The 21,443-nt window shown below is 62.0% G+C and carries 20 protein-coding genes and 1 pseudogene; 5 read left to right on the top strand and 16 right to left on the bottom strand.

The features are described from left to right. Positions 1-57 precede the first annotated feature (57 nt). From ugpQ to JL05_RS01855, 11 genes and pseudogenes are all read right to left on the bottom strand, one after another. Positions 58-795 (bottom strand): glycerophosphodiester phosphodiesterase, encoded by a 738-nt coding sequence (gene ugpQ, locus JL05_RS01905; RefSeq protein WP_033631512.1) that lies wholly within the window; start codon positions 793-795, stop codon positions 58-60. Next, positions 795-1,864 (bottom strand): annotated as a pseudogene (locus tag JL05_RS01900) (sn-glycerol-3-phosphate import ATP-binding protein UgpC). The gene ugpQ and the pseudogene JL05_RS01900 overlap by 1 nt, the downstream one beginning before the upstream one ends. Before the next feature lie 5 nt (positions 1,865-1,869). After that, on the bottom strand, positions 1,870-2,715 hold the full coding sequence (gene ugpE, locus JL05_RS01895; protein ID WP_033631511.1) for a sn-glycerol-3-phosphate ABC transporter permease UgpE: 846 nt from the start codon (positions 2,713-2,715) through the stop codon (positions 1,870-1,872). Next, a complete protein-coding gene (gene ugpA, locus JL05_RS01890; protein ID WP_015376293.1) occupies positions 2,712-3,599 on the bottom strand; it encodes a sn-glycerol-3-phosphate ABC transporter permease UgpA in 888 nt (295 codons plus the stop codon). The genes ugpE and ugpA overlap by 4 nt, the downstream gene beginning before the upstream one ends. Before the next feature lie 78 nt (positions 3,600-3,677). Then, positions 3,678-4,997 carry a sn-glycerol-3-phosphate ABC transporter substrate-binding protein UgpB gene (ugpB, locus tag JL05_RS01885; protein ID WP_033631510.1) on the bottom strand — a complete coding sequence of 440 codons (1,320 nt, stop codon included), beginning with the start codon at positions 4,995-4,997 and terminating at the stop codon, positions 3,678-3,680. Between the two features lie 187 nt (positions 4,998-5,184). Further along, positions 5,185-6,372 carry an aminotransferase-like domain-containing protein gene (locus JL05_RS01880; protein ID WP_033631509.1) on the bottom strand — a complete coding sequence of 396 codons (1,188 nt, stop codon included), beginning with the start codon at positions 6,370-6,372 and terminating at the stop codon, positions 5,185-5,187. Between the two features lie 44 nt (positions 6,373-6,416). After that, positions 6,417-7,118, bottom strand: coding sequence for a high-affinity branched-chain amino acid ABC transporter ATP-binding protein LivF (gene livF / locus JL05_RS01875; RefSeq protein WP_004934391.1), 702 nt, complete (start codon positions 7,116-7,118; stop codon positions 6,417-6,419). Position 7,119: 1 nt separating this feature from the next. Further along, on the bottom strand, positions 7,120-7,890 hold the full coding sequence (livG, locus tag JL05_RS01870) for a high-affinity branched-chain amino acid ABC transporter ATP-binding protein LivG (RefSeq protein WP_015376291.1): 771 nt from the start codon (positions 7,888-7,890) through the stop codon (positions 7,120-7,122). After that, on the bottom strand, positions 7,887-9,170 hold the full coding sequence (locus JL05_RS01865; protein ID WP_033631508.1) for a high-affinity branched-chain amino acid ABC transporter permease LivM: 1,284 nt from the start codon (positions 9,168-9,170) through the stop codon (positions 7,887-7,889). The genes livG and JL05_RS01865 overlap by 4 nt, the downstream gene beginning before the upstream one ends. After that, on the bottom strand, positions 9,167-10,093 hold the full coding sequence (livH, locus tag JL05_RS01860; RefSeq protein ID WP_015376290.1) for a high-affinity branched-chain amino acid ABC transporter permease LivH: 927 nt from the start codon (positions 10,091-10,093) through the stop codon (positions 9,167-9,169). The genes JL05_RS01865 and livH overlap by 4 nt, the downstream gene beginning before the upstream one ends. A gap of 117 nt (positions 10,094-10,210) precedes the next feature. Next, positions 10,211-11,326: a branched-chain amino acid ABC transporter substrate-binding protein gene (locus JL05_RS01855; RefSeq protein WP_015376289.1), complete on the bottom strand. Its 1,116-nt coding sequence runs from the start codon at positions 11,324-11,326 to the stop codon at positions 10,211-10,213. A 405-nt stretch (positions 11,327-11,731) separates the two neighbouring features. Here JL05_RS01855 and panM point away from each other — a divergent pair, with 405 nt between their 5' ends. Genes panM through JL05_RS01840 form a run of 3 tightly spaced genes read left to right on the top strand, consistent with a single transcriptional unit; the run spans position 11,732 to position 15,400 of the window. Then, on the top strand, positions 11,732-12,124 hold the full coding sequence (gene panM, locus JL05_RS01850; RefSeq protein WP_033631507.1) for an aspartate 1-decarboxylase autocleavage activator PanM: 393 nt from the start codon (positions 11,732-11,734) through the stop codon (positions 12,122-12,124). Further along, positions 12,121-13,338, top strand: a complete 1,218-nt coding sequence (locus JL05_RS01845) for a DUF3142 domain-containing protein (RefSeq protein WP_033631506.1) — start codon at positions 12,121-12,123, stop codon at positions 13,336-13,338. The genes panM and JL05_RS01845 overlap by 4 nt, the downstream gene beginning before the upstream one ends. Positions 13,339-13,381: 43 nt before the next feature. Next, positions 13,382-15,400 carry a hypothetical protein gene (locus JL05_RS01840; RefSeq protein WP_099032714.1) on the top strand — a complete coding sequence of 673 codons (2,019 nt, stop codon included), beginning with the start codon at positions 13,382-13,384 and terminating at the stop codon, positions 15,398-15,400. Between the two features lie 64 nt (positions 15,401-15,464). On the opposite strand, the gene rpoH is transcribed toward JL05_RS01840, so the two are convergent. From rpoH to ftsY, 4 genes are all read right to left on the bottom strand, one after another. Further along, positions 15,465-16,322: an RNA polymerase sigma factor RpoH gene (gene rpoH / locus JL05_RS01835; RefSeq protein WP_004934345.1), complete on the bottom strand. Its 858-nt coding sequence runs from the start codon at positions 16,320-16,322 to the stop codon at positions 15,465-15,467. Between the two features lie 317 nt (positions 16,323-16,639). Further along, complete coding sequence (ftsX, locus tag JL05_RS01830) at positions 16,640-17,593, bottom strand: permease-like cell division protein FtsX (RefSeq protein WP_004934340.1); 954 nt, start codon at positions 17,591-17,593, stop codon at positions 16,640-16,642. Continuing rightward, positions 17,583-18,254 carry a cell division ATP-binding protein FtsE gene (ftsE, locus tag JL05_RS01825; RefSeq protein WP_004934337.1) on the bottom strand — a complete coding sequence of 224 codons (672 nt, stop codon included), beginning with the start codon at positions 18,252-18,254 and terminating at the stop codon, positions 17,583-17,585. Before ftsE ends, ftsX begins: the two co-directional genes overlap by 11 nt. A 5-nt stretch (positions 18,255-18,259) precedes the next feature. Then, positions 18,260-19,891 (bottom strand): signal recognition particle-docking protein FtsY, encoded by a 1,632-nt coding sequence (gene ftsY, locus JL05_RS01820; RefSeq protein ID WP_033631504.1) that lies wholly within the window; start codon positions 19,889-19,891, stop codon positions 18,260-18,262. Between the two features lie 241 nt (positions 19,892-20,132). Here ftsY and rsmD point away from each other — a divergent pair, with 241 nt between their 5' ends. After that, a complete protein-coding gene (rsmD, locus tag JL05_RS01815; protein WP_015376284.1) occupies positions 20,133-20,753 on the top strand; it encodes a 16S rRNA (guanine(966)-N(2))-methyltransferase in 621 nt (206 codons plus the stop codon). Continuing rightward, on the top strand, positions 20,743-21,015 hold the full coding sequence (locus JL05_RS01810) for a DUF1145 family protein (protein ID WP_004934327.1): 273 nt from the start codon (positions 20,743-20,745) through the stop codon (positions 21,013-21,015). The genes rsmD and JL05_RS01810 overlap by 11 nt, the downstream gene beginning before the upstream one ends. Before the next feature lie 3 nt (positions 21,016-21,018). On the opposite strand, the gene JL05_RS01805 is transcribed toward JL05_RS01810, so the two are convergent. Then, a complete protein-coding gene (locus JL05_RS01805) occupies positions 21,019-21,375 on the bottom strand; it encodes a DUF2500 domain-containing protein (protein ID WP_015376283.1) in 357 nt (118 codons plus the stop codon). Between the last annotated feature and the right edge of the window lie 68 nt (positions 21,376-21,443).

Below are 21,443 nucleotides of genomic sequence, written 5' to 3'. Positions count from 1 at the left end.
ATTCCTTCCGGTGGTGCGGCGGCAAGGCTTGTCGTCGCAGGATTCATCGGCGCCGGATTAGAACTCCGGGCCAATCAAATCTATCCGGTCGGTGCAAATGCAGTCAACGCCCCAGTCGAGCAGCAGGCGCGCGCGATCCGGCTGGTTAACGGTATACACCAGAATGCGCAGACCGGCGTCTTTCAACGCTTTCACCCGCTCGGCAGTCAGCGCCTTGTGGTCGATATGCAGCGAGACGCAGTCCAGACGTTCGGTCAGCTCGCGCCAGTTGTCGTCCCAGTCCTCCAGCAGCAGGCCGCGCGGCAAATCCGGCACGGTGCGTTGCGCCGCCGCCAGCGCTTCCACCGAGAAGGAGGAGAGCAGCGGGTCGGTCTGCCCTTGCCACAGCAGCCGCGCCGCCAGCGCCACCACCCGGCCGGTTTCATCGTCGCTGCCGGTGGTCGGTTTGATCTCGATATTGGCCATCAGGCTGTGTTCCCGGCAGCGTTCCGCCACCTCCGACAGCAGCGGCAGCCGCTCGCCCTTGAAGGCCGAGCTGTACCAGTTGCCGGCGTCCAGCTGCACCAGCTTATCCCACGGCAGCTCGCCCGCCACGCCCCAGCCGTTGCTGGTGCGATCCAGCGTATCATCATGCAGCAGGAAAATTTGTCCGTCCTGCGCCAGTTTGGCGTCGAACTCGATCATCTTGTGGCCGTGGCGCGCGCCGACGTCGATCGCCGCCAGGGTGTTTTCCGGCGCCAGAGAACCGCCGCCGCGGTGGGCGACAATATGAGGGTAAGGCCAGGGTCTCGTCATCAATCCATCCGTAATCCGCTGTGGGTGTCAAAGAAGTGCAGCGCCTGAGCAGGCAGCTGCAAATATAGCGTACTGCCCGCCGCCGGCAAGGTTTCATGCGACAGCCTCGCGATCACCCCGTGGCCGCCCCACTGGCCGTGCGCCAGATTGTCGGCCCCAGCAGTTCCAGCGTCTGCAGCTGCAGCGGCACGCCCTGGCCTTGCGCCACCCGCTGAATATGCTCCGGCCGAATGCCCAGCGTCAACGGCCGCCCCGCCCACTGCGGCTTGGCCGCCGGCAACGGCAGCGCCATGCCGTCCGCCAGCAGCAGCTGGCCGCCGTCGGCGCTCAGGGTGCCGGGCAACAGGTTCATCGCCGGCGAGCCGATAAAGCCGGCGACGAACAGCGAAGCCGGCCGTTGGTACACTTCGCTCGGGGTGCCGATCTGCTCCGCCACGCCCTTATTCATCACGATCACCCGCTGCGCCAGCGTCATCGCCTCCACCTGGTCGTGGGTCACGTACAGGCTGGTGGTTTTCAGGCGTCGGTGCAGCTGTTGCAGCTCCAGGCGCATCTGCACCCGCAGTTTGGCGTCCAGGTTGGACAGCGGCTCGTCGAACAGGAATACCGCCGGTTCGCGCACGATGGCGCGCCCCATCGCCACGCGCTGGCGCTGGCCGCCGGATAGCTCGCGCGGTTTGCGCTTGAGCAGCGGCTCCAGCTCCAGAATGCGCGCCGCCTCCTCCACCCGCTGGCGGATATGATCCTTGCCGAAACCGCGGATCTTGAGGCCGTAAGCCATGTTGTCGTACACGCTCATGTGCGGATAGAGCGCGTAGTTCTGGAACACCATCGCGATGCCGCGATCCTTGGGCTCCAGATCGGTCACGCGCCGGGTATCGATATAAATATCACCGCTGGTGGTGCGTTCCAGCCCGGCCACCATGCGCAGCAGCGTGGACTTGCCGCAGCCGGACGGGCCGACCATCACGATGAACTCACCGTCCGCCACATCGAGATCGATCTGTTTGATCACCGGCGTTTTACCGTCGTAAGACTTGGTGACCGCCTGTAGTTTTAATCCTGCCATCGTCGTTATTTCTCGCTATCAACCAGACCGCGCACAAACCAGCGCTGCATCAGAAGCACCACCGCCAACGGTGGCAATAAAGTCAGAATCATCGCCGCCATCACCTGGTTCCACTGGGTCGGCGCGCCGGAAGTGGAGATCATGCTCTTGATGCCCGCCACCGCGGTGTCCATCGAGGCGTCGCTGGTGATCAGGATCGGCCACAGGTATTGGTTCCAGCCGTAGATAAAGGTGATGACGAACAGCGCCGCCAGATTGGTTTTCGACAGCGGCAGCACGATGTCCCAGAAGAAACGCATCGGCCCGGCGCCGTCGATGCGCGCCGCCTCCAGCAGCTCATCCGGCAACGTCATGAAGAACTGGCGCAGCAGGAAGGTGGCGGTGGCCGAGGCCATCAGCGGCAGCGTCAGGCCGGTATAGCTGTCCAGCAGGTTGAGGTTGGAGATCACCTCCACCGTCGGGAAAATGCGCACCTCCACCGGCAGCATCAGGGTGAGGAAAATCAGCCAGAAGAACAGGCTGCGCAGCGGGAAACGGAAATATACGATGGCGTAAGCCGACAGCACCGACACCGCGATCTTGCCGCAGGTGATCGCCAGCGCCATGATCACGCTGTTCAGCAGCAGCAACGAGAAGGGCACTTTGAGGTTGCCCACGCCGCCCTGCCAGATATTGCGGATGTTCTCCCACAGGTGGCCGCCGGGCACCAGCGTCATCGGCACCTGAAACACCTGTTTGTCGTCCAGCGTGGCGGCGACAAAGGCCACGTACAGCGGGAACAGCACCACCAGCACGCCGATAATCAGCATCACATGGCTGAAGACATCCAGCCCGCGTCGATTCTCAATCATTGGTAGCGCACCTTACGTTCAACGAAGCGGAACTGGATCACCGTCAGGCCGATCACCAGCAGCATCAGGATCACCGACTGCGCGGCGGAGCTGGAGAGATCCAACCCGGCGAAGCCTTCGCGGTAGATCTTGTAGATCAACGTGGTGGTGGACTGCACCGGCCCGCCGCCGGTGGCGGCGTCGATCACCGGGAAGGTATCGAAGAAGGCGTACACCAGATTGACCACCAGCAGGAAGAAGCTCACCGGCGCGATCAGCGGCAGCACCAGATGGAAGAAGCGGCGTACCGGGCCGGCGCCGTCGATGGCCGCCGCCTCCACCAGCGAACGCGGGATCGACTGCAGCGCCGCGAGGAAAAACAGGAAGTTATAGCTTATCTGCTGCCATACCGAGGCCAGCACCACCAGGAACATCGCCTGGCCGCTGTTTTGCGCATGGTTCCAGTTATAGCCCAGCCCATTGAGGAAGTGGGTGATCAACCCGAGACCGGGGTTGAACAGAAAGATCCACAGCACCGCCGCCACCGCCGGCGCCACCGCGTAGGGCAGGATCATCAGCGTGCGATAGAGGCGGCTGCCGCGCAGCACGTAGTCCACCAGCGCAGCGAAGAACAGCGAGACCGCCAGCCCGATGCCCGCCACCAGGAAGCTGAAGATCAGCGTGGTGTAGAACGAGTCGAGGTAGTAAGGATCCTGGAACAGCTGCTTAAAGTTATCCAGCCCGACAAACTGGCTGGACAGGCCGAACGGATCGAGACTCTGCACCGAATACCACAGCGCCTCGCCGGCGGGCCATAAAAAGAACACGGCGGTAATCAGCAGCTGCGGCAGCACCAATGCATAGGGCAACCAGCTGCAGCCGAAACCGGGACGGGAAGATGACATAGCAGTTAAACCATTAATCGGGCACGGAAGGATCGGCGTGAAGACGCGGGCCCGGTCCGCCGGGCCCGCGACGCAGGGTTATTTGGTTGATGCTTCGAAGCGACGCAGCAGTACGTCACCGCGCTGCACGGCCGCGTCCAACGCCTGCTGAGGCGTTTTCTTGCCGGTCCACACGCCTTCCAGCTCCTCATCCACCACGCTGCGGATCTGCGGCATGTTGCCCAGGCGCAGGCCCTTGGTGAACGGCAACGGCGGCTTGTTCAGCATCTGGCGAGTGGCGACGTCGGCGCCCGGGTTCTTGTCATAGAAGCCCTGCTGCTTGGTCAGGTCGTAAGCCGCGGTGGTGATCGGCAGATAGCCGGTCTTCTGGTGCCATTCGGCGGCGATTTCCGGCTGCGCCAGGTACTGCAGGAATTCGGCTACGCCCTTGTAGGTGGCGGCGTCTTTGCCGTTCATCACCCACAGGCTGGCCCCGCCAATGATGGCGTTCTGCGGCGCGTTTTTCGCGTCAGCGTCGTACGGCATCATGCCGACGCCGTAGTTGAATTTGGCGTAGTGCTTGATGTCCGCCAGCGAACCGGAAGAGGCGGTGGTGATGGCGCAATCGCCGTTGTAGAACTTCTCGGTGGATTCGTCTTTGCGGCCGAAGTAGGTGAAATCACCCTTCTTGTTCATCGCTTCGAGCAGCGCGATATGCTTGACCTGCAGCGGTTGGTTGAACTCCAGCTTGGCACTGGTGCCGCCGAAACCGTTGTTTTCACTGGCGAACGGCACGCCGTGCCAGGCGCTGAAGTTCTCCAGTTGGATCCAACCTTGCCAGCCGCTGGCGTAACCGCACTTCATGCCGGCTTCGCGCAGCTTGGCGGTATCCGCCGCCAGTTCCTGCCAGGTTTTCGGCGGTTGATCCGGGTTCAGGCCGGCCTTTTTGAAGGCGTCTTTGTTGTAGTACAGCACCGGCGTGGAGCTGTTGAACGGCTGCGACAGCAGATGCCCGCTCTTGTTGTCGGTGTAATAGCCGGCCACCGTCGGCACGAACACCGATTCGTCGAAGTTGATACCGGCCTCTTTAAACACTTCGTAGACCGGCTTGATGGCTTTGCTGGCCATCATGGTGGCGGTGCCCACTTCGTAAACCTGCAAGATCGCCGGCGCCTTGCCGGAGCGGTAAGCGGCGATACCCGCCGCCAGGCTCTGTTCGTAGTTGCCTTTATAAACCGGCACAATCTTGACGTCGCTGTGCGACTGGTTGAAGCGATCCGCCAGAGAGTCCACTTCTTTACCCAGTTCGCCTTCCATCGAATGCCAGAACGGGATTTCTGCCGCCGCCAGCGCCTGGGCGCTGACCGCCAGGGTCAATGCGACGCACAGCGTGGTTTTGCGAATAGCGTAGGTGAGCATGCCTAACTCCTGAAAAAGCTGGTGTAAAAGCGCGTGAGCGAAAAGAATCAGTTTTTTGTTCGGAAGCTAACATGCCATGCGCGGATGACAGAAAAATAACCGTTAGATGACAGCCACATGACGGCAAGGTGAAGTGAAGATGGCGGTTTGATGTCGGCGGCGGGCATCGGCTCCGCCGCCGCGAGGCTTATAGCGAACGGCGCAGGCGCGCGACCGCTTCTTGCATCTGCTGCTCGGTGGCGGTGGCGAACGACAGGCGGAAGGTCGAACGATCCGGGTTGTCGGAGAAGAAGTATTCCCCCGGCACGAACACCACGCCCTGCTGCAGCGTGGTGTTCAGCCATTCGGTGGCGTTGAACGGCTGGCGGAAACGCGCCCACAGGAACATGCCGCCCTTCGGTTTATCGAAGGTGATGTAGTCGCCCAGCTCCTGCTCCACCAAACCGGCCAGGATCTCACCCTTCTGTTTGTAGGCGGCGCGGATCTTGTCGATCTGGGCCGGCAGGCGATCCAGACCGAGGTAGCATTCGACGATGCTCTGCGACAGGGCGCTGGCGTGCAGATCCGCCGCCTGTTTGATGATCGCCACTTTATGCAGCAGGAACGGCGGCAGGATCGCCCATCCCAGGCGCAGGCCCGGCGCCAGGATCTTGGAGAAGGTCGAGGTATAGATGATGTGGTCGGTATTGCCCAGCACCCGCTGCGACACCTGATGCAGCGTCGGGTGGCGCTCTTCGGTGAAACGCAGCTCGCCGTACGGATCGTCTTCGATGATCAGGAAGTTATGTTCGGCGGCCAGCTTCGCCAGCAGTTCGCGGCGCGCGGCGCTGAGGGTGATGCCGCTCGGGTTGCCGAAGTTCGGCACCACGTACACGCCCTTGATACGCTGGGTTTTCAGCAGCTCGGCCAGCTCTTCCACCACCATGCCGTCGCTGTCGGACGAGACCGACATGATGTTGGCTTCCGCCAGTTCCAGCGTTTGCAGCGCCGCCAGGTAGGTCGGGCGCTCCACCACGAACACGTCGCCCGGGTTGACGATGGCGCGCATCACCAAATCCAGTGCCTGCTGAGAACCGGCGGTGACCATCACCTCTTCCGCGCGCGCGGTGACGCCGCGCTCGGCGCACAGCGCGCAAATGCGCTCACGCAGCAGCGGGCTGCCCTCGGTCAGGCCATACTGGAACGCGCTTTTCGGCTGTTCGGTGATCGCCTGCTGGGTGGCAATGCTCAATCCTTCGAAATCGAACAGCGCATCAGAGGGGATGCCGCCCGCCAGCGAAATGACGTGTTCCATCTTGCTGTGCTTAAGCAATTCACGGATGGCCGAACTTTTTACGTTAACGATGCGCTGCGCGAGTAACCCTTCTGTCTTCATTTCTTCTTCTCGTACCTGATTATTTTAATTCGTAGGGGGGCGGATTAACCGCCCAGATACGCCGACCTCACTGCTTCGTTGGCTAACAATGCAGCCCCCGTATCTTCCAACACCACGCGGCCGTTTTCCAGCACATAACCGCGGTCCGCCAATTTCAGCGCCTGATTGGCGTTTTGCTCCACCAGGAAGATGGTCATGCCCTCTTCCCGCAGCTGCTGAATGATGTCGAAAATCTGCTGGATGATGATGGGCGCCAGCCCAAGCGAAGGTTCGTCGAGCAACAGCAGCTTCGGCTGGCTCATCAGCGCGCGGCCGATGGCCAGCATTTGCTGTTCGCCGCCGGACATGGTGCCGGCGCGCTGGCTTCGGCGCTCCAGCAGGCGCGGGAACAGCGTGAACACCCGTTCGATGCGCTGTTGATACTGCTGGCGATCGGCGAAGAAGCCGCCCATCGCCAGGTTTTCTTCCACCGTCATGCGCGAGAAGACGCGCCGCCCTTCCGGTACGATCGCCACCGCTTCACGCATGATGCGCGAGGTTTGCCACTGGGTGATGTCCTGGCCCTGAAAGACGATGCTGCCTTCGCTGGCGCGCGGTTCGCCGCACAGGGTGCCGAGCAGCGTGGTTTTACCGGCGCCGTTGGCGCCGATTAACGTCACGATTTCGCCCTGACTTATCGTGAGACTGACCTGATGCAGCGCCTGAATTTTGCCGTAATGGGCGGATACCTGATTGAATGACAACATATTATTCTTCGCCCAAATAAGCCCGGATCACGTCCGGGTTGTTGCGGATCTCCGCCGGTGTGCCCTGCGCCAGCGGCGTGCCCTGATTCACCACGTAAATGCGATCGGAAATGCCCATCACCAGCTTCATGTCGTGCTCGATCAGCAGCACCGAGACCTTATGCCGATCGCGCAGCTCGACGATCAGATGATCCAGCTCGTCGGTCTCTTTCGGGTTGAGGCCGGCGGCCGGTTCGTCCAGCATCAGTAGCTCCGGCCGGGTCACCATGCAGCGGGCGATCTCCAGCCGACGCTGCTGCCCGTAGGCCAGGTTGCCCGCAGAACGGTTGGCCATCGATAGCAGGCCGACGCGCTCCAGCCACTCTGCCGCGCGCGCCAGCGCCTCGGCTTCGGCGCGGCGGAAAGCCGGGGTTTTCAACAGCCCGGCGAACACGCCGCTTTTCAGGTGCTGATGCTGCGCCACCAGCAGGTTCTCAATCACCGTCATTTCACGGAACAGCCGCACGTGCTGGAAGGTGCGTACCACGCCCATACGGGCGATGGCCTGCCCCGCCAGCCCTTCCAGATGGCGATCGCGCAATTTGATGGTGCCGCCGCTCGGGCGGTAAAAACCGGTCAGGCAGTTGAATACCGTGGTTTTACCGGCGCCGTTGGGGCCGATCAGCGACACGATTTCGCCTTCATTGAGCGTCAACGCCACATTGTTGACCGCCAGCAACCCGCCGAAACGCATCGACAGGCCTTCCACCTGAAGTAAAGGTTGAACGCTCATGCCTGTTCCCCCTTGCCCGCGTGAATGTCCGCCGCCTGCAGCTTCAGCTGCGGCCGTTTCATCGGCAACAGCCCCTGCGGCCGCCAAATCATCATCAGCACCATCAGCGCACCCAGCAGCAACATGCTGTATTCATTCAGATCGCGCATCAGCTCGCGCGACACTACCAGCAGGATCGCCGCCAGAATGACCGCGAACTGCGAGCCCATGCCCCCCAACACCACGATCGCCAATACGAAGGCCGACTCGACGAAGGTGAAGGATTCCGGGCTGACGAAACCCTGGCGCGCGGCGAACAGCGCGCCGGCAAACCCGGCGAAGGCGGCGCTGATGGTAAAGGCGGTCAGCTTGATGCGCGTCGGGCTGAGGCCCAGCGAGCGGCAGGCGATCTCGTCTTCACGCAGCGCTTCCCAGGCGCGCCCGAGCGGCATGCGCAGCAGGCGGTTGATGACGAACAGCGTCAGCACCACCAGCAGCAGCGCCACCAGGTACAGGAACACGATGCGATCGCTCGGATCGTATTTCAGGCCGAAGAAGTTATGGAAGGTATCCCAACCGCCGTCGCGCACGCTGCGGTTGAACTCCAGGCCGAAAAAGGTCGGTTTCGGGATCTGGCTGATGCCGTTCGGCCCGCCGGTGATCTCGGTATTGTTCAGCAGCAGGATGCGCACGATCTCGCCGAAGCCGAGCGTCACGATCGCCAGATAGTCGCCGCGCAGCCGCAGCACCGGGAAACCGAGCAGGAAGCCGAAGGCGGCGGTGACGATACCCGCCAGCGGCAGGCTCTCCCAAAATCCGAAACCGTAATAGTGATTCAGCAGCGCGTAGGTGTAGGCGCCGATAGCATAGAAACCGCCGTAGCCGAGCACCAGCAGACCGGACAAACCCACCACCACGTTGAGGCCGAGGCCCAGCATCACGTAGATCAGCGTCAGGGTGGCGATATCCACCGTGCCGCGCGACACCAGGAACGGCCAGGCGACCGCCGCGACGATGAGCAGAGCCGCCAGCAGCTTTTGCCGCGGCGTGGTGCCGTCGAAGCTCGGCAGCACGAACGCCGGGCCGGAGACCTTTTTCAGGCCCTGCAGCAGCAGCGGGCGCAACAGCTGGAAGAAAAAGACGCTGACGCAGCCGATGCCGATCCACATCCAGCGCACTTCCGCCGCGCCGTGCACCACCAGTTTGGTGCCGTCCAGGCTGAGCTGCATGCCCATCAGGAACGACGCCATCACGAACAGCACCGCCGTGGCGATCAGCGCATTAAGCAGATTGAGTTTCATACTTTCTCAACCTCCGGACGCCCAAGAATGCCGGTCGGCATGATCAGCAGCACCACGATCAGCAACGCGAACGACACCACGTCTTTGTATTCGGTGCTCAAATAAGCGGAGGTCAGCGCTTCCGCCACGCCCAGCACCAGGCCGCCGATCATCGCGCCGGGAATGCTGCCGATGCCGCCCAGGACCGCAGCGGTAAAGGCTTTCATACCGGCCATAAAGCCGATGTAAGGGTTGATGACGCCGTAGAACTGGCCGAGCAACACCCCGGCCACCGCCGCCATCACCGCACCAATGACGAAGGTCAGCGAGATCACCCGGTCGGTGTTGATGCCCAGCAGGCTGGCCATCTTCAGATCTTCCGCGCAGGCGCGGCAGGCGCGGCCCATGCGTGAATAGCGGATAAACAGCGTCAGCGCCAGCATCGCCAGGAAGGTCACGAGCCAGATGGTCAGCTGCATGGTGCTGATGGTGGCGGCGAAGCCGTTGCTTTCCCCCAGCACCCACTGGCCGGTCACCAGGCTGGGCAGCGCCAGATCGCGCGAACCCTGCGTCAGGCTGACGTAGTTTTGCAGGAATATCGACATGCCGATGGCCGAGATCAGCGCAATCAGGCGCTTGGAGTTGCGCACCGGTTTGTAGGCCACCCGCTCGATACTCCAGCCGTAGGCGCTGGCGATGACGATCGAGACCAGGAACGCGGCGCCGATCAGCAACCAGCCGACGTCGATGCCGAGCATCATCAGGGCGGCGATAACGATAAAGGAGACATAGCTGCCGATCATGTACACCTCGCCGTGGGCGAAGTTGATCATGCCGATGATGCCGTAAACCATGGTGTAACCGATGGCGATCAATGCATAGGTGCTGCCCAACGTTAAGCCGTTGAACATCTGCTGCAGAAAATAGAGGAGCTGCTCTGACATACTCTGAACCCTTGGCTGCGAAACCCGCCGACGGAGAACCGGCGGGTAAAGGGAGACGGGGCCGGCAAGCCGACCCGCCGGGCGCAGCGGGCTGCGCCCCACCCTAATCATTATGGCTTATTTGATCGGTGTGGACGTGCCGTTGGCATGCCATTCGAACACGCCGAACTCGAAGCCTTTCAGATCGCCCTTGTCATCCCAGCTCAGCGGCCCCATCACGGTGTCCACCGGCTTGCCGGTTTTCAGATCCTTGACGATGTCCGCCGGCTCCTGGCTGCCGCTGCGCTCCATCCCGGTGGTCAGCGACTGCAGCGCGGCATAGGTGGTCCAGACGAACGGGCCGGTCGGATCCAGCTTCTTGGCCTTCAGCGCATCGACGATCGGCTGGTTGGCGGGCACCTGATCGTAGCGTTTCGGCAGCGTCACCAGCATGCCTTCCGAGGCGGCGCCGGCGATGTTGGACAGCGAGGAGTTGCCCACGCCTTCCGGCCCCATGAAGCGGGTGGTCAACCCGGCCTGTTTGGCCTGACGCAGGATCTGGCCCATTTCCGGGTAGTAACCGCCGAAATACACGAAATCGATATTCTCTTTCTTCAGGCGCGCCACCAGGGTGGAGAAGTCTTTGTCGCCGGCGGTGATGCCTTCGAACATCGCCACTTCGGTACCCTGTTTTTTCAGGCTGTCGCGCACCGAGCGCGCCAGGCCTTCGCCGTATTGCTGCTTATCGTGCACCACGGCGATGCGCTTCGGCTTGATGTCGCTGAGGATGTATTTGGCGGCGGTCGGGCCCTGATCCGAATCCAGACCGGTGGTGCGCAGGATCATCTTGTAGCCGCGAGTGGTCAGATCGGCGTTGGTGGCCGCCGGGGTAATCATGATCACGCCTTCGTCTTCATAGATATCGGACGCCGGCTGAGTGGAAGAGGAACACAGGTGGCCAATCACGTAACGAATGCCGTCGTTGATCACCTTGTTGGCGACCGCAACCGCCTGTTTCGGATCGCAGGCGTCGTCGTATTCCACGCCGACCAGCTTGTCGCCCTTGATGCCGCCCTTGGCGTTGATGTCGGCAATCGCCTGGCGCGCGCCGGTAAACTCCATGTCGCCATACTGCGCGACCGGGCCGGACATCGCCCCGACGATCGCCACCTTGATGTCTTTCGCCATAGCCGCCTGGCTCATGGCCATCGCAATGCAACCCGCCAGCAGTGCCTTACCTGTTGTTAATTTCATCCGCAAATCCCCATCTGTCGTTGTGAACGTACCTGTTGTGTTTGCCTGCGCCCGATCGTTATTGACCGCTTTTGTTATAAGTAATAATGATTTAGGCGCTTTGTCGGCATTATTTTCTAATAAGACTTTATTTTTCATGCCATTAAACAGGAATTTTCTGCTGCAAATCAACTTCATCAGGCAGAAACAAGCGGTGTAAACAGGATAAAATTCGAATTAAATCTGCGCCGTTTACCTTGAGGCGTAGCGCGTTGTGCTGGTTAACAATCCCTTTACTAACTATTTACTCGGAAAATGCCCCGTGCAAAAAACATATTGAACAGTAATCGTACAGAAAAACTTACACAACGCTCTGCACAAGATCTATTACACTGTCGGCATCATTTAGCTGCGCGGAAATTCTGTATGAAACTGACCATCGAGCGCCTGACCGCGCTGTCCCCGCAAGACCTTATCGATCTCGATAAAATTTGGCCGCATCAGCAGCCGGAACAGTGGCAGAGCTGGTTGAGCGGCGGCAAGGCGCTGTTTGCCGCCCGCTTCAACGAGCGTCTGCTGGGCGCGGTGAAAATTGCGCTGCAGGATGACCGCGCCGAGCTGCAGGACTTGCTGGTGCGCGAAGTGACGCGCCGCCGCGGCGTCGGTCTTTACCTGGTGCAGGATGCGCAGCGTCAGCTGCCGCAGGTCGCTCACTGGCAGCTGTCGACCGCCGGCCTGGCGCCGCGCGAACGCGGGGAAGTCGATAACTTCATGCGCGCCTGCGGCTTCGCACCGCAGGGCGATCTCTGGCAAAAATGAAACGCCGGTTGGCGGCGCTGGTCTTGATTGCGCTGGGGCTGGCGGCCGCGTTCCTCGGGCGCCAGCAGGCGCTGCGCCTGGCCTCAGACTGGGATCAGCAGGTTTATGTCTGGCAGCGGGTCTGGACGCCGCAGCACGCCGATGCGCTGGCGCACAGCCGCGATCTGTTCGCCGGGCTGCGGGTGCTGGCGCTGCAGGTGCATCCACGCGAGGGCTGGCGAGAAATCCCGGCCGATCTCAGCCTGCTGAAGCAGGACGGCCGCCCGCTCTGGCTGGTAGCACGCCTCGACGGCCAGCTGCCGCAGCTGGACCAAGAAGCCATTATCCAGCGTCTGCTGGCGCTCGCCCAGCGCTGGCAGGCGGCCGGGCTGCCCGTCACCGGCGTCGAGATCGATCATGACGCCGCCACGGCCCGCCTGCCGGACTACCAACGCTTTCTGCAGCGGCTACGTCAACGGCTGCCCGCCGCTTTGCAACTCGGCATCACCGCCCTGCCCGCCTGGATCGGTTCACCCGGCCTGCCCGGCGTACTGCAACAGGCCGACAGTTCCGTCCTGCAGGTGCATGCGGTGCTCTCGCCGCAGCAGGGGCTGTTTGACGGCTCCTTAGCGCTACGCTGGGTGCGGCAGTACGCCGCCGTCACACCGAAGCCGTTTCGCGTCGCGCTGCCGGCCTACGGCATGGCACTGCTGGGGTTTGATGCACAGGGCGCGCAGGTGGAGAGCGAATCCTCGCTGCGCATGGCGGGCAACGGCCGCGAACTGACGGTCGCGCCGCAGCAGATCGCCGATTTTCTGCAAACGCTGGCGCAGCAAACGCCGCCCCGGCTGCGCGGCATTATCTGGTTCCGCTTGCCGCTGGCGGACGATCGGCGCGCCTGGTCGCTCGCCACGCTGCGAGCGGTGATCGAACGGCGGCCGCTGAATGTCGACTGGCAGGTAAAATTTAGGCCTCAGCCACAGCAAAACGGGCTGTATGATCTGATAATTCATAACAACGGGCCGGTGGACGCCCCGCTGCCGCAAGAAGTCATCATCCGCGCCGACGACTGCCTGGCGGCGGACGCGGTCGGCAACTACCGGCTGGAATCCGCACCGCAACGGCAACGCTTTATTCGCATCAGCGGCGATCAGCTGCGCGCCGGGCAATCCCGGCCGCTGGGCTGGCTGCGCTGCCAACAACTGACGCCAGGAGGCACCCTTGTCACACCTTGATACGCGCGCGGCACGGAACACCCGCCGCCTTCTTCCGCTGGCCATGCTGATCGGCGCCGCGCTGGCGCTGCCGCTGAACGGCTATGCCTGCGGCCCGGATTTTCCTAACCGGCTGCTGATAGACCGCAACGGCACCCTGCTGTATATGCCGGAGGGCAATTTCGCCTTCGAAGCCGGCCGGCTGGTGCCGGCGGACAGTCAGTTGCCGCACTGGCAGGCCCCGCCGCCGCCGATGCCGCCGAAACCGATGCCGCAATCGCCGGAAACGATAGCGATCGGCAAAATGCGCGCCGCCAAAACGGTAGAAGAGGCTGACGCCGTCAATACGCAAGGGTTGTCCAACGCTGCGCGTCTCTATCAACTGGGCGCCGTGGCTTTCGCCAGCCACGATCCGCGCGCCGCAGACTATTTCCAGCAGGTGCTGAAGCTACCGGCCGCCGAGCAGGGCGATTGGGGGCTGCGGGCGCAGTATTCGCTGGGGCGGGTACTGATGGCGGACCACGGAACGCCGGTGAACGAATCCGGTGAAACAGCCCCCGCCGCCGAGCATCCGCCAAAAGCCGCGCTCGAACAGGCGCTGGCAGCATTCCAGCAGGTGATCGATCGGGTGAAAAACGGCGCCGCCGATCCCGATCAGCTGGCGCTGAGCAGCCTTGGGCAGCAGGCGCGCATCCACCTGTGGCTGGGTGACGTCGCCCCCGCCGCCCACCTGTACGCACAGCAGGCGGCGCAGGGCGATCCGAGCGGCGGGCAGTCGCTGCAGTACGTCTCCAGCTTCCTGGTCAATCCCGACCATTTGGACACGCTGAAACAGGTTATCGGCGATCCGTTGATCCAGCAGCTGGTGACCATTGAGCTGTTCGCCCGCAGCGGCAACCTGCAAATGGCGGATACCGATGGCAACGGCCGCTCCGCGCAAATCATCAGCCAGATCCTGACGCTGCTGGACGGCTCAGTGAAAAGCGGCTTCGCCGGCAGCGATCGGCTGGCGGCGCTGGCTTACCGTTCGGGGCAGTACCCGATGGCGGCGAGCCTGCTGAAAAACGCCGGCGACAGCGGCCTGGCGTGGTGGCTGCGCGCCAAAATGGCGCTGCGCGACGGCGATGTGAAAGCCGCCACCGCCGCCTACGCCAAGGCGGCAAGCGCGTTCCCCGCCGACGAAAGCTGGGGCGAACAGCGCAACGCCGACTTCGTTGCGGAAACCATCGTGCCCGAATGCCGGGTGGCTGGCGAACAGGCCATCCTGGCGCTGAACCGCGGCGACTATCTACAGGCGATGGACCTGCTGTATCGCGGCAAGGCGCTCTATTGGGCCGACGTGGCCGATGTGGCGGAGCGGGTGCTGACCGTCGATGAGTTGAAAGGCTTTGTCGATAAGCACGCCCCGGCGCCGACAACACCGCTCAAGCCGGTAAACCCGGACGACTACGGCGGCCAGCAGATCACGCCGGAGGTGCAGCTGCGCGAACTGCTGGCGCGGCGTCTGATGCGCGCCGGAAGAGCGCCGGAGGCGCTGGCCTACTTCGATATCCCCAACTACCGGCAGGCGGCGCAGCAGTATGCCGACGAGCTGAAGGCCGCCAAGGACAAATCCGCCGCACCGCTGGCGCGTGCGCAGGCTTACTATCGCGCCGCCAACCTGCTGCGTTCCCAAGGGCTGGAGTTTACCGGCTACGAAATGACGCCGGACTACGCCATCTATGGCGCCGGCTATTCCTATCTGGGGGATGCGTTCGATACTCGCGAGCTGAAGCACAAAAGTTGGATCGACAGCGCAGAAGCGGCGCGCGCCAAGGCGGCGCTACCGGCGGAAGACAACCGTTTCCTGCACTATCGCTGGCAGGCGGTTGGGCTGGCGCAGCAGGCGGCCGATCTGCTGCCGCCGAAGAGCCAGGCCTATGCCGCCGTGCTGTGTAACGCCGCCAGTTGGGTTATCAAGCGCGACGCCAAAACCGGCCGGGCGCTTTATCAGCGCTACATCAACACCGGCACCCGCTACCCGTGGGCGGCGAAATTCGGCTACGACTGCCCGGCGCCAGACTTTGCCGCCGTGGCGCCATAGCGCCGAATTTCAGGCACTAAAAAGCCCGGCTTGCCGGGCTTTTTTTATCGAATCTCGCATCGACTCAGGCTTCGATCGCCATTTTCAGTTTCTTCATGGCGTTCTTTTCCAGCTGGCGCACGCGTTCGGCGGAAACGCCGTACTGATCGGCCAGCTCCTGCAGCGTCGACTTGTTGTCGTCGTCCAGCCAACGGGCGCGGATGATATGCTGGCTGCGCTCGTCCAGACCTTCCAGCGCATAGGCCAGTTTGTCTGCGGCGTTGCTTTCCCAGTTATCTTCCTCGATGCCTTCGGCGAAGTCCGAGCTCTTGTCCTGCAGGTACAGCACCGGCGCCATCGACTGGCCGTCGCGGGCCTCGTCGTCCGGAGTCGGATCGAACGTCATGTCCTGCGCCGCCATGCGCGATTCCATCTCGCGCACGTCTTTGCTGGTTACGCCCAGCTCACGGGCCACCAGTTCCACTTCGTCCTGGTTGAACCAGCCCAAACGCTGTTTGGTTTTGCGCAGGTTAAAGAACAGCTTGCGCTGCGCTTTGGTGGTCGCCACTTTCACGATGCGCCAGTTGCGCAATACGTACTCGTGGATTTCCGCCTTAATCCAATGCACCGCAAAGGAAACCAGACGCACGCCGACTTCAGGGTTGAAGCGGCGAACGGCTTTCATCAGGCCGATATTGCCTTCCTGAATCAGATCCGCCTGCGGCAGACCATAGCCTGAATAGTTGCGGGCAATATGAGCGACAAAGCGCAGGTGAGACAGGATGAGCTGCTTAGCGGCATCCAGATCGCCCTGATAATGCAGCCGTTCAGCCAGCTCCCGCTCTTCCTCTGCCGTCAGCATCGGATAGGCGTTGGCTGCCCGGATATAGGCTTCCAAGCTACCTTGGGGTACTAAGGCTAAAGTTTGCATTTCTTTGGTCATTCAAACCCTCTCTATGAGAATACAAAATCATGCAGGTGATTATTACAGCGGGGAAATGATTGATTCTACGGCAGTTGCTGAAGCAAAAGCGGTTCCACACGCCGGGCACCTTAACATTTGCTGCAATTTTTGACCGTACTCCGCCCCAGAAGTTCACCCTTTTTTGCAAGCATTGTTGCTGACAATACGTGACGAAGGTGCAGGCCGATAGGGAATTTGTGCGCTAAGAAGAGAGGGATGGTGCTGACTTCGCTTGAGGTCACTCTTCTCCCGCAACGCGATCAAAAGCAGCAGGAGAAGAGTATACCAAAAAAATCTTACTGTGGTGTAAATCGGCGTAAATGTTGCACCGTCGCCAGCCAGGCGGCGATCCAGCCGATCATCGCGGAGATGATCAGCAGCAGCAGCGCCTCATCCCAGCCCAGCCCGTGCAGGGTGAAGGTGGTGCCGAACACCTTGGCCACGCCGGCGACCACCGACTCCAGCTGCCACACCAGCGCCCCGGACAGCACCAGCGACAGCAGCGCGCCGGCAAAGCCCAGCATCGCCCCGCCGTTGAGGAACGGCCGCAGGATAAAACCGTCGGTGGCGCCGATCAGTTTCATCACGTTGATGGTGTCACGGCGGCTGAAGATGCTCAGACGCACGCTGTTGCCGATCACCAGGAACACCGCCACGATCATCAGCACGCCGATGATCGCCGCGATCTGGCCCGCCAGTCCGGTCAGCGCCGCCAGGCGGGCAAACCAGCTGTCATCCATACGCACTTCTTCGACGCCCTGCACCGCCGCCACGCGATCGCGCAGGGTGTTGAGGGTGTCCGAACTCTGGAAGCTCAGCTTCGGCGTGACGATCGCCACCGCCGGCAGCGGGTTCTCTTCCAGCATGTCCAGCGCGCCGCCAAAGCCCGACCAGTTGCGGAACTCGCCGCGCGCTTCTTCACGCGACAGGTAGTTCACCTTCTCCACGCCGGCTTCCGCCTTGATGGCGTCGAGCACTTTCAGCGCGGCGTCGTCATCGAGCGATTTATCCAGATAGACGGTCAGCTGCGGCGTTGGATACCACTGGCTGGCCGCGGTGCTGACGTTTTTCCACACGATGTAGCACACGCTCGGCAGCGTCAGGGAAATAGCGATCACCATCACCGTCAGCAGCGTCGCCAACGGCTGACGCAGCATGTCTTTGATGGCGTTCATCCAGGCGTAACGCCACTGTTCGCGCCAGCCGCCGCGCAGCGCCTTGCTCTTGGCGGTTTTTGCGTTATTGGCCATGGTGAGCGCCTCCTTGCATGCGGCCCTGGCTCAGCGTCAGGATGCGGTAATTGCGGCGGGCGATAAGCCCGGTGTCGTGCGTCGCCATCAGTACGGTCACGCCGACGCGGTTGAATTCTTCAAATAGGCGCAGGATGCCTTCCGACAGCGCATCGTCCAGGTTACCGGTCGGTTCATCCGCCAGCAGCACCGCCGGCTTGTTCACCACCGCACGGGCGATGCCCACGCGCTGCTGCTCACCGCCGGACAGCTGAATCGGGAAGTTCTTCGCTTTATCCAGCAGACCGACCTTGTCCAGCGCGGCGGAGACGCGGCGACGGATGTCTTCGGTGCTGGCGCCGGCGATGATCAGCGGCATCGCCACGTTGTCATACACCGTGCGATCCAGCAGCAGGTGGTGATCCTGGAAGATCATGCCGATCTGCCGGCGCAGGAACGGCACCTCGCGGTTTTTCAAACGGCTGATGTCGTGGCCGCCAAACCAGATGTGGCCGGCGCTGGGCCGTTCGATACCGCAAATCAGTTTCAGCAGGGTACTTTTCCCCGCGCCGGAATGGCCGGTCAGAAACGCCATTTCCGCCGGGCGCAGATGGAAATCAACCCCCTGCAGCGCTTGCCGTCCGCCCAGATAAGCTTTACTGACCTGTTCAAAGCGAATCATCCGTATTAATCCTCTCGGGCAAAAAGTGCCTCAATAAAATCGTCAGCCTTAAACGGCCGCAAATCTTCGATGCCTTCCCCGACGCCGATATAGCGGATCGGGATACCGAACTGATCGGCGATGGCGAAGATCACCCCGCCCTTGGCGGTACCGTCCAGTTTAGTCAGCGTGATGCCGGTTAAGCCCACGGCCTCATTAAATAATTTCGCCTGACTGACGGCATTCTGGCCGGTGCTGGCATCGAGCGTCAGCATAACCTCATGGGGGGCCTGGTCGTCCAGTTTTTTCATGACGCGGACGATCTTCTTCAGCTCTTCCATCAGGTGCGATTTGTTCTGCAGACGGCCGGCAGTATCGGCGATTAACACATCGATGCCGCGCGCCTTGGCGGCCTGCACCGCATCGAAGATCACCGAAGCGGAATCCGCACCGGTATGCTGCGCCACCACCGGAATGCGGTTGCGTTCACCCCACACCTGCAGCTGCTCCACCGCCGCGGCGCGGAAGGTGTCCCCCGCCGCCAGCATCACCGACTTGCCTTCCGCCTGGAACTGGCGCGCCAGCTTGCCGATGGTGGTGGTTTTACCCACGCCGTTCACGCCGACCATCAGGATGACATACGGGGTTTTCCCGCTGACATCCAGCGGCTGATCGACCTTGGCCAGAATTTCGGACATTTCCTCCTTCAGCTTGCCGTACAGCGCTTCGGCGTCTTTTAGCTGCTTGCGGCTGGCGTGCTGAGTCAGGGAGGTGATGATCTTGCGCGTGGTGTCCACGCCAACGTCGGCGATCAGCAGCTGTTCTTCCAGCTCGTCGAACAGGTCGTCGTCGATCTTTTTACCGCGGAACAGCCCCATAAAGCCGGAGCCGAGGTTCTGCTTGGTCTTCAGCAGGCTGCGCTTCAGGCGCGCGAAGAAGCCCTCTTTGGTCGGGCGCTCCTGCTCTTGCGCAGCGGCCGGCACGACGGGTTCCAGCGGCTCTTCTTCCGCTTCCGGCTCTGGCTCAACGGCCGGCTCAGATTCGACGACCAGCTCGGGTTCGATGACCGGCTCGGGCTCGATGACCGGCTCGGGTTCGACGACCGGCTCAGGCTCAACGACCGGCTCAGGCTCAACGACCGGCTCAGGCTCAACGACCGGCTCGGGTTCGACGACCGGCTCAGGCTCAACGACCGGCTCGGGCTCAACGACCGGCTCAGGCTCAACGACCGGCTCAGGCTCAACGACCGGCTCAGGCTCAACGACCGGCTCAGGTTCGATGACTGGCTCGGGTTCGACGACCGGCTCGGGTTCGGTAACAGGTTGCTGCTGCGCCGCCACCTGTTCGGTGACGCTGACGATCTCTTCGGCCAGCGCTTGCGCCGCTGGATGCTCGGCCGCTACCGGCAGATTTTCCGCGATTTGCTCGCCGGCCTGACCGTTATCCCACTCTCCCGGGGTGTCGACGGAGGCGGCAGGTTCAGATTCCTGGGCGGGGAGCTTGTCGTCCAGCTTGGCGGTGACCGGTTCAGCCGGCGTCTCCGCGGCCTGAGGTTCCGCCTGCTCTACCGACGGCTCAGGTTGCTGTTGATCTTCTTCCTTCTCCTTCTGGCCAAACCCCAGCCAGGAGAAAAACCCACGTTTCTTATCTTTTGCCATGTTATGACTCTACTCCGTACCGAAGGCTCGCTTACCCTCCATACCTGAAGGATATATGCTGACAATAATCCGCCGAGTCTATCACTTTCCCTCGCCCAGCAACACGCATCCGGCATGCTTTCCGGCGTGAAATCAGACAACAACGTTTTACCGTTCCCCCGACGCCCGTCACCGGTAGAATAGGGACAACTTTTCGTTAACCTCGGCGGCCCCGCGCCGCGAAAGAAACCAAACAACGCTTATGACAAGACTCTCGCCACGGGCGGCGGCCAAAAAACCGCCCCAGGCCGCAGCCGGACAGATCCGCATCATCGGCGGCCAATGGCGCGGTCGCAAACTCCCGGTGCCGAACAGCCCGGGGCTGCGCCCCACCACCGATCGGGTACGCGAAACCCTGTTCAACTGGCTGGCGCCGGTGATTCAGGGCGCGCGCTGCCTCGACTGTTTCGCCGGCAGCGGCGCATTGGGGCTGGAAGCGCTGTCGCGCTATGCCGGCAGCGCCACGCTGCTCGAATTCGAACGGCCGGTGGCGCAGCAGCTGGAAAAAAATCTGGCGCTGCTGCAGGGCAAAGGGGTGGTTATCAACACCAACGCGCTGAGCTGGCTGGCGGGCGATGGCCAACCGTTCGACGTGGTGTTCCTCGATCCGCCGTTTCGCAAAGGCCTGCTGGCGGAGACCGCCCTGTTGCTGGAGCAACGCGGCTGGCTGGCCGACGAGGCCTGGATCTATGTAGAAGCCGAGGCGGAAAGCGCCGCGGCGGACGTGCCTGCCAGCTGGCAGCTGCACCGGGAGAAGGTCGCCGGCCAGGTGGCCTATCGCCTTTATATTCGTTCGCAAGAGAAAACCGACCATGTTGATTAATCTGGGCCGCCTGCTGATGCTGTGCGTGTGGGGCTTCCTGCTCTCTAACCTGTTCCATCCGTTTCCCAAGCCGCTGAAGTATTTCATCGACGTGGCGCTGTTCTTTATGGTGGTGATGCACGGCCTGCAGCTGGTGCTGTTGAAATCCACCCAGCCGAAGGATCAGCCGATCAGCTACTGGCAAGAGGCCAAGATCTTTATCTTTGGCGTGTTCGAGCTGCTGGCCTGGCAAAAGAAACAGCCGCCCATCAAGAAGAAGTGACCGCTACGGCTGAGCGGTGAACGAGACGAAGCGCGTGCCCTGCATGTTCAACGTGCCCTGCGCGCCCTTTTCTATCGGGTTGTACTGCCATTGCTTCAGCCGCAGCTGGATGTCTTCACCTCCCTGTACCGGGCTGAACACCACCTCGTAATTCATCGGTTCATTGACCAACGGCTCGCGCTGCGGCGCGCGGGTCTTGGTGACCGGCACCGCGCGTTTGTCGCTCACCGTCACCTGCAGACTGCGCATCGGCGCGCGATCGTTTTCCGCCTCCTGCTGCCGCTGCTTGAAGTAGCGTTGCGTGGCCAGCACGGCGATCAGCGCAATCACGGCGACAAAAAATAACGGTGGCTTACTCATCGGTTTCCCATTTCCTTCGCGGCTAAATCAGCGTAAACATAGCATTCTCAAGAAAGCATTGTCGATCG

It is taken from the genome of Serratia nematodiphila DZ0503SBS1 (genome assembly GCF_000738675.1).
Lineage (GTDB): Bacteria > Pseudomonadota > Gammaproteobacteria > Enterobacterales > Enterobacteriaceae > Serratia > Serratia nematodiphila.
The sequence above is the reverse complement of the archived record's forward strand: the minus strand, read 5'-3'. Positions and strand labels throughout refer to the sequence as shown.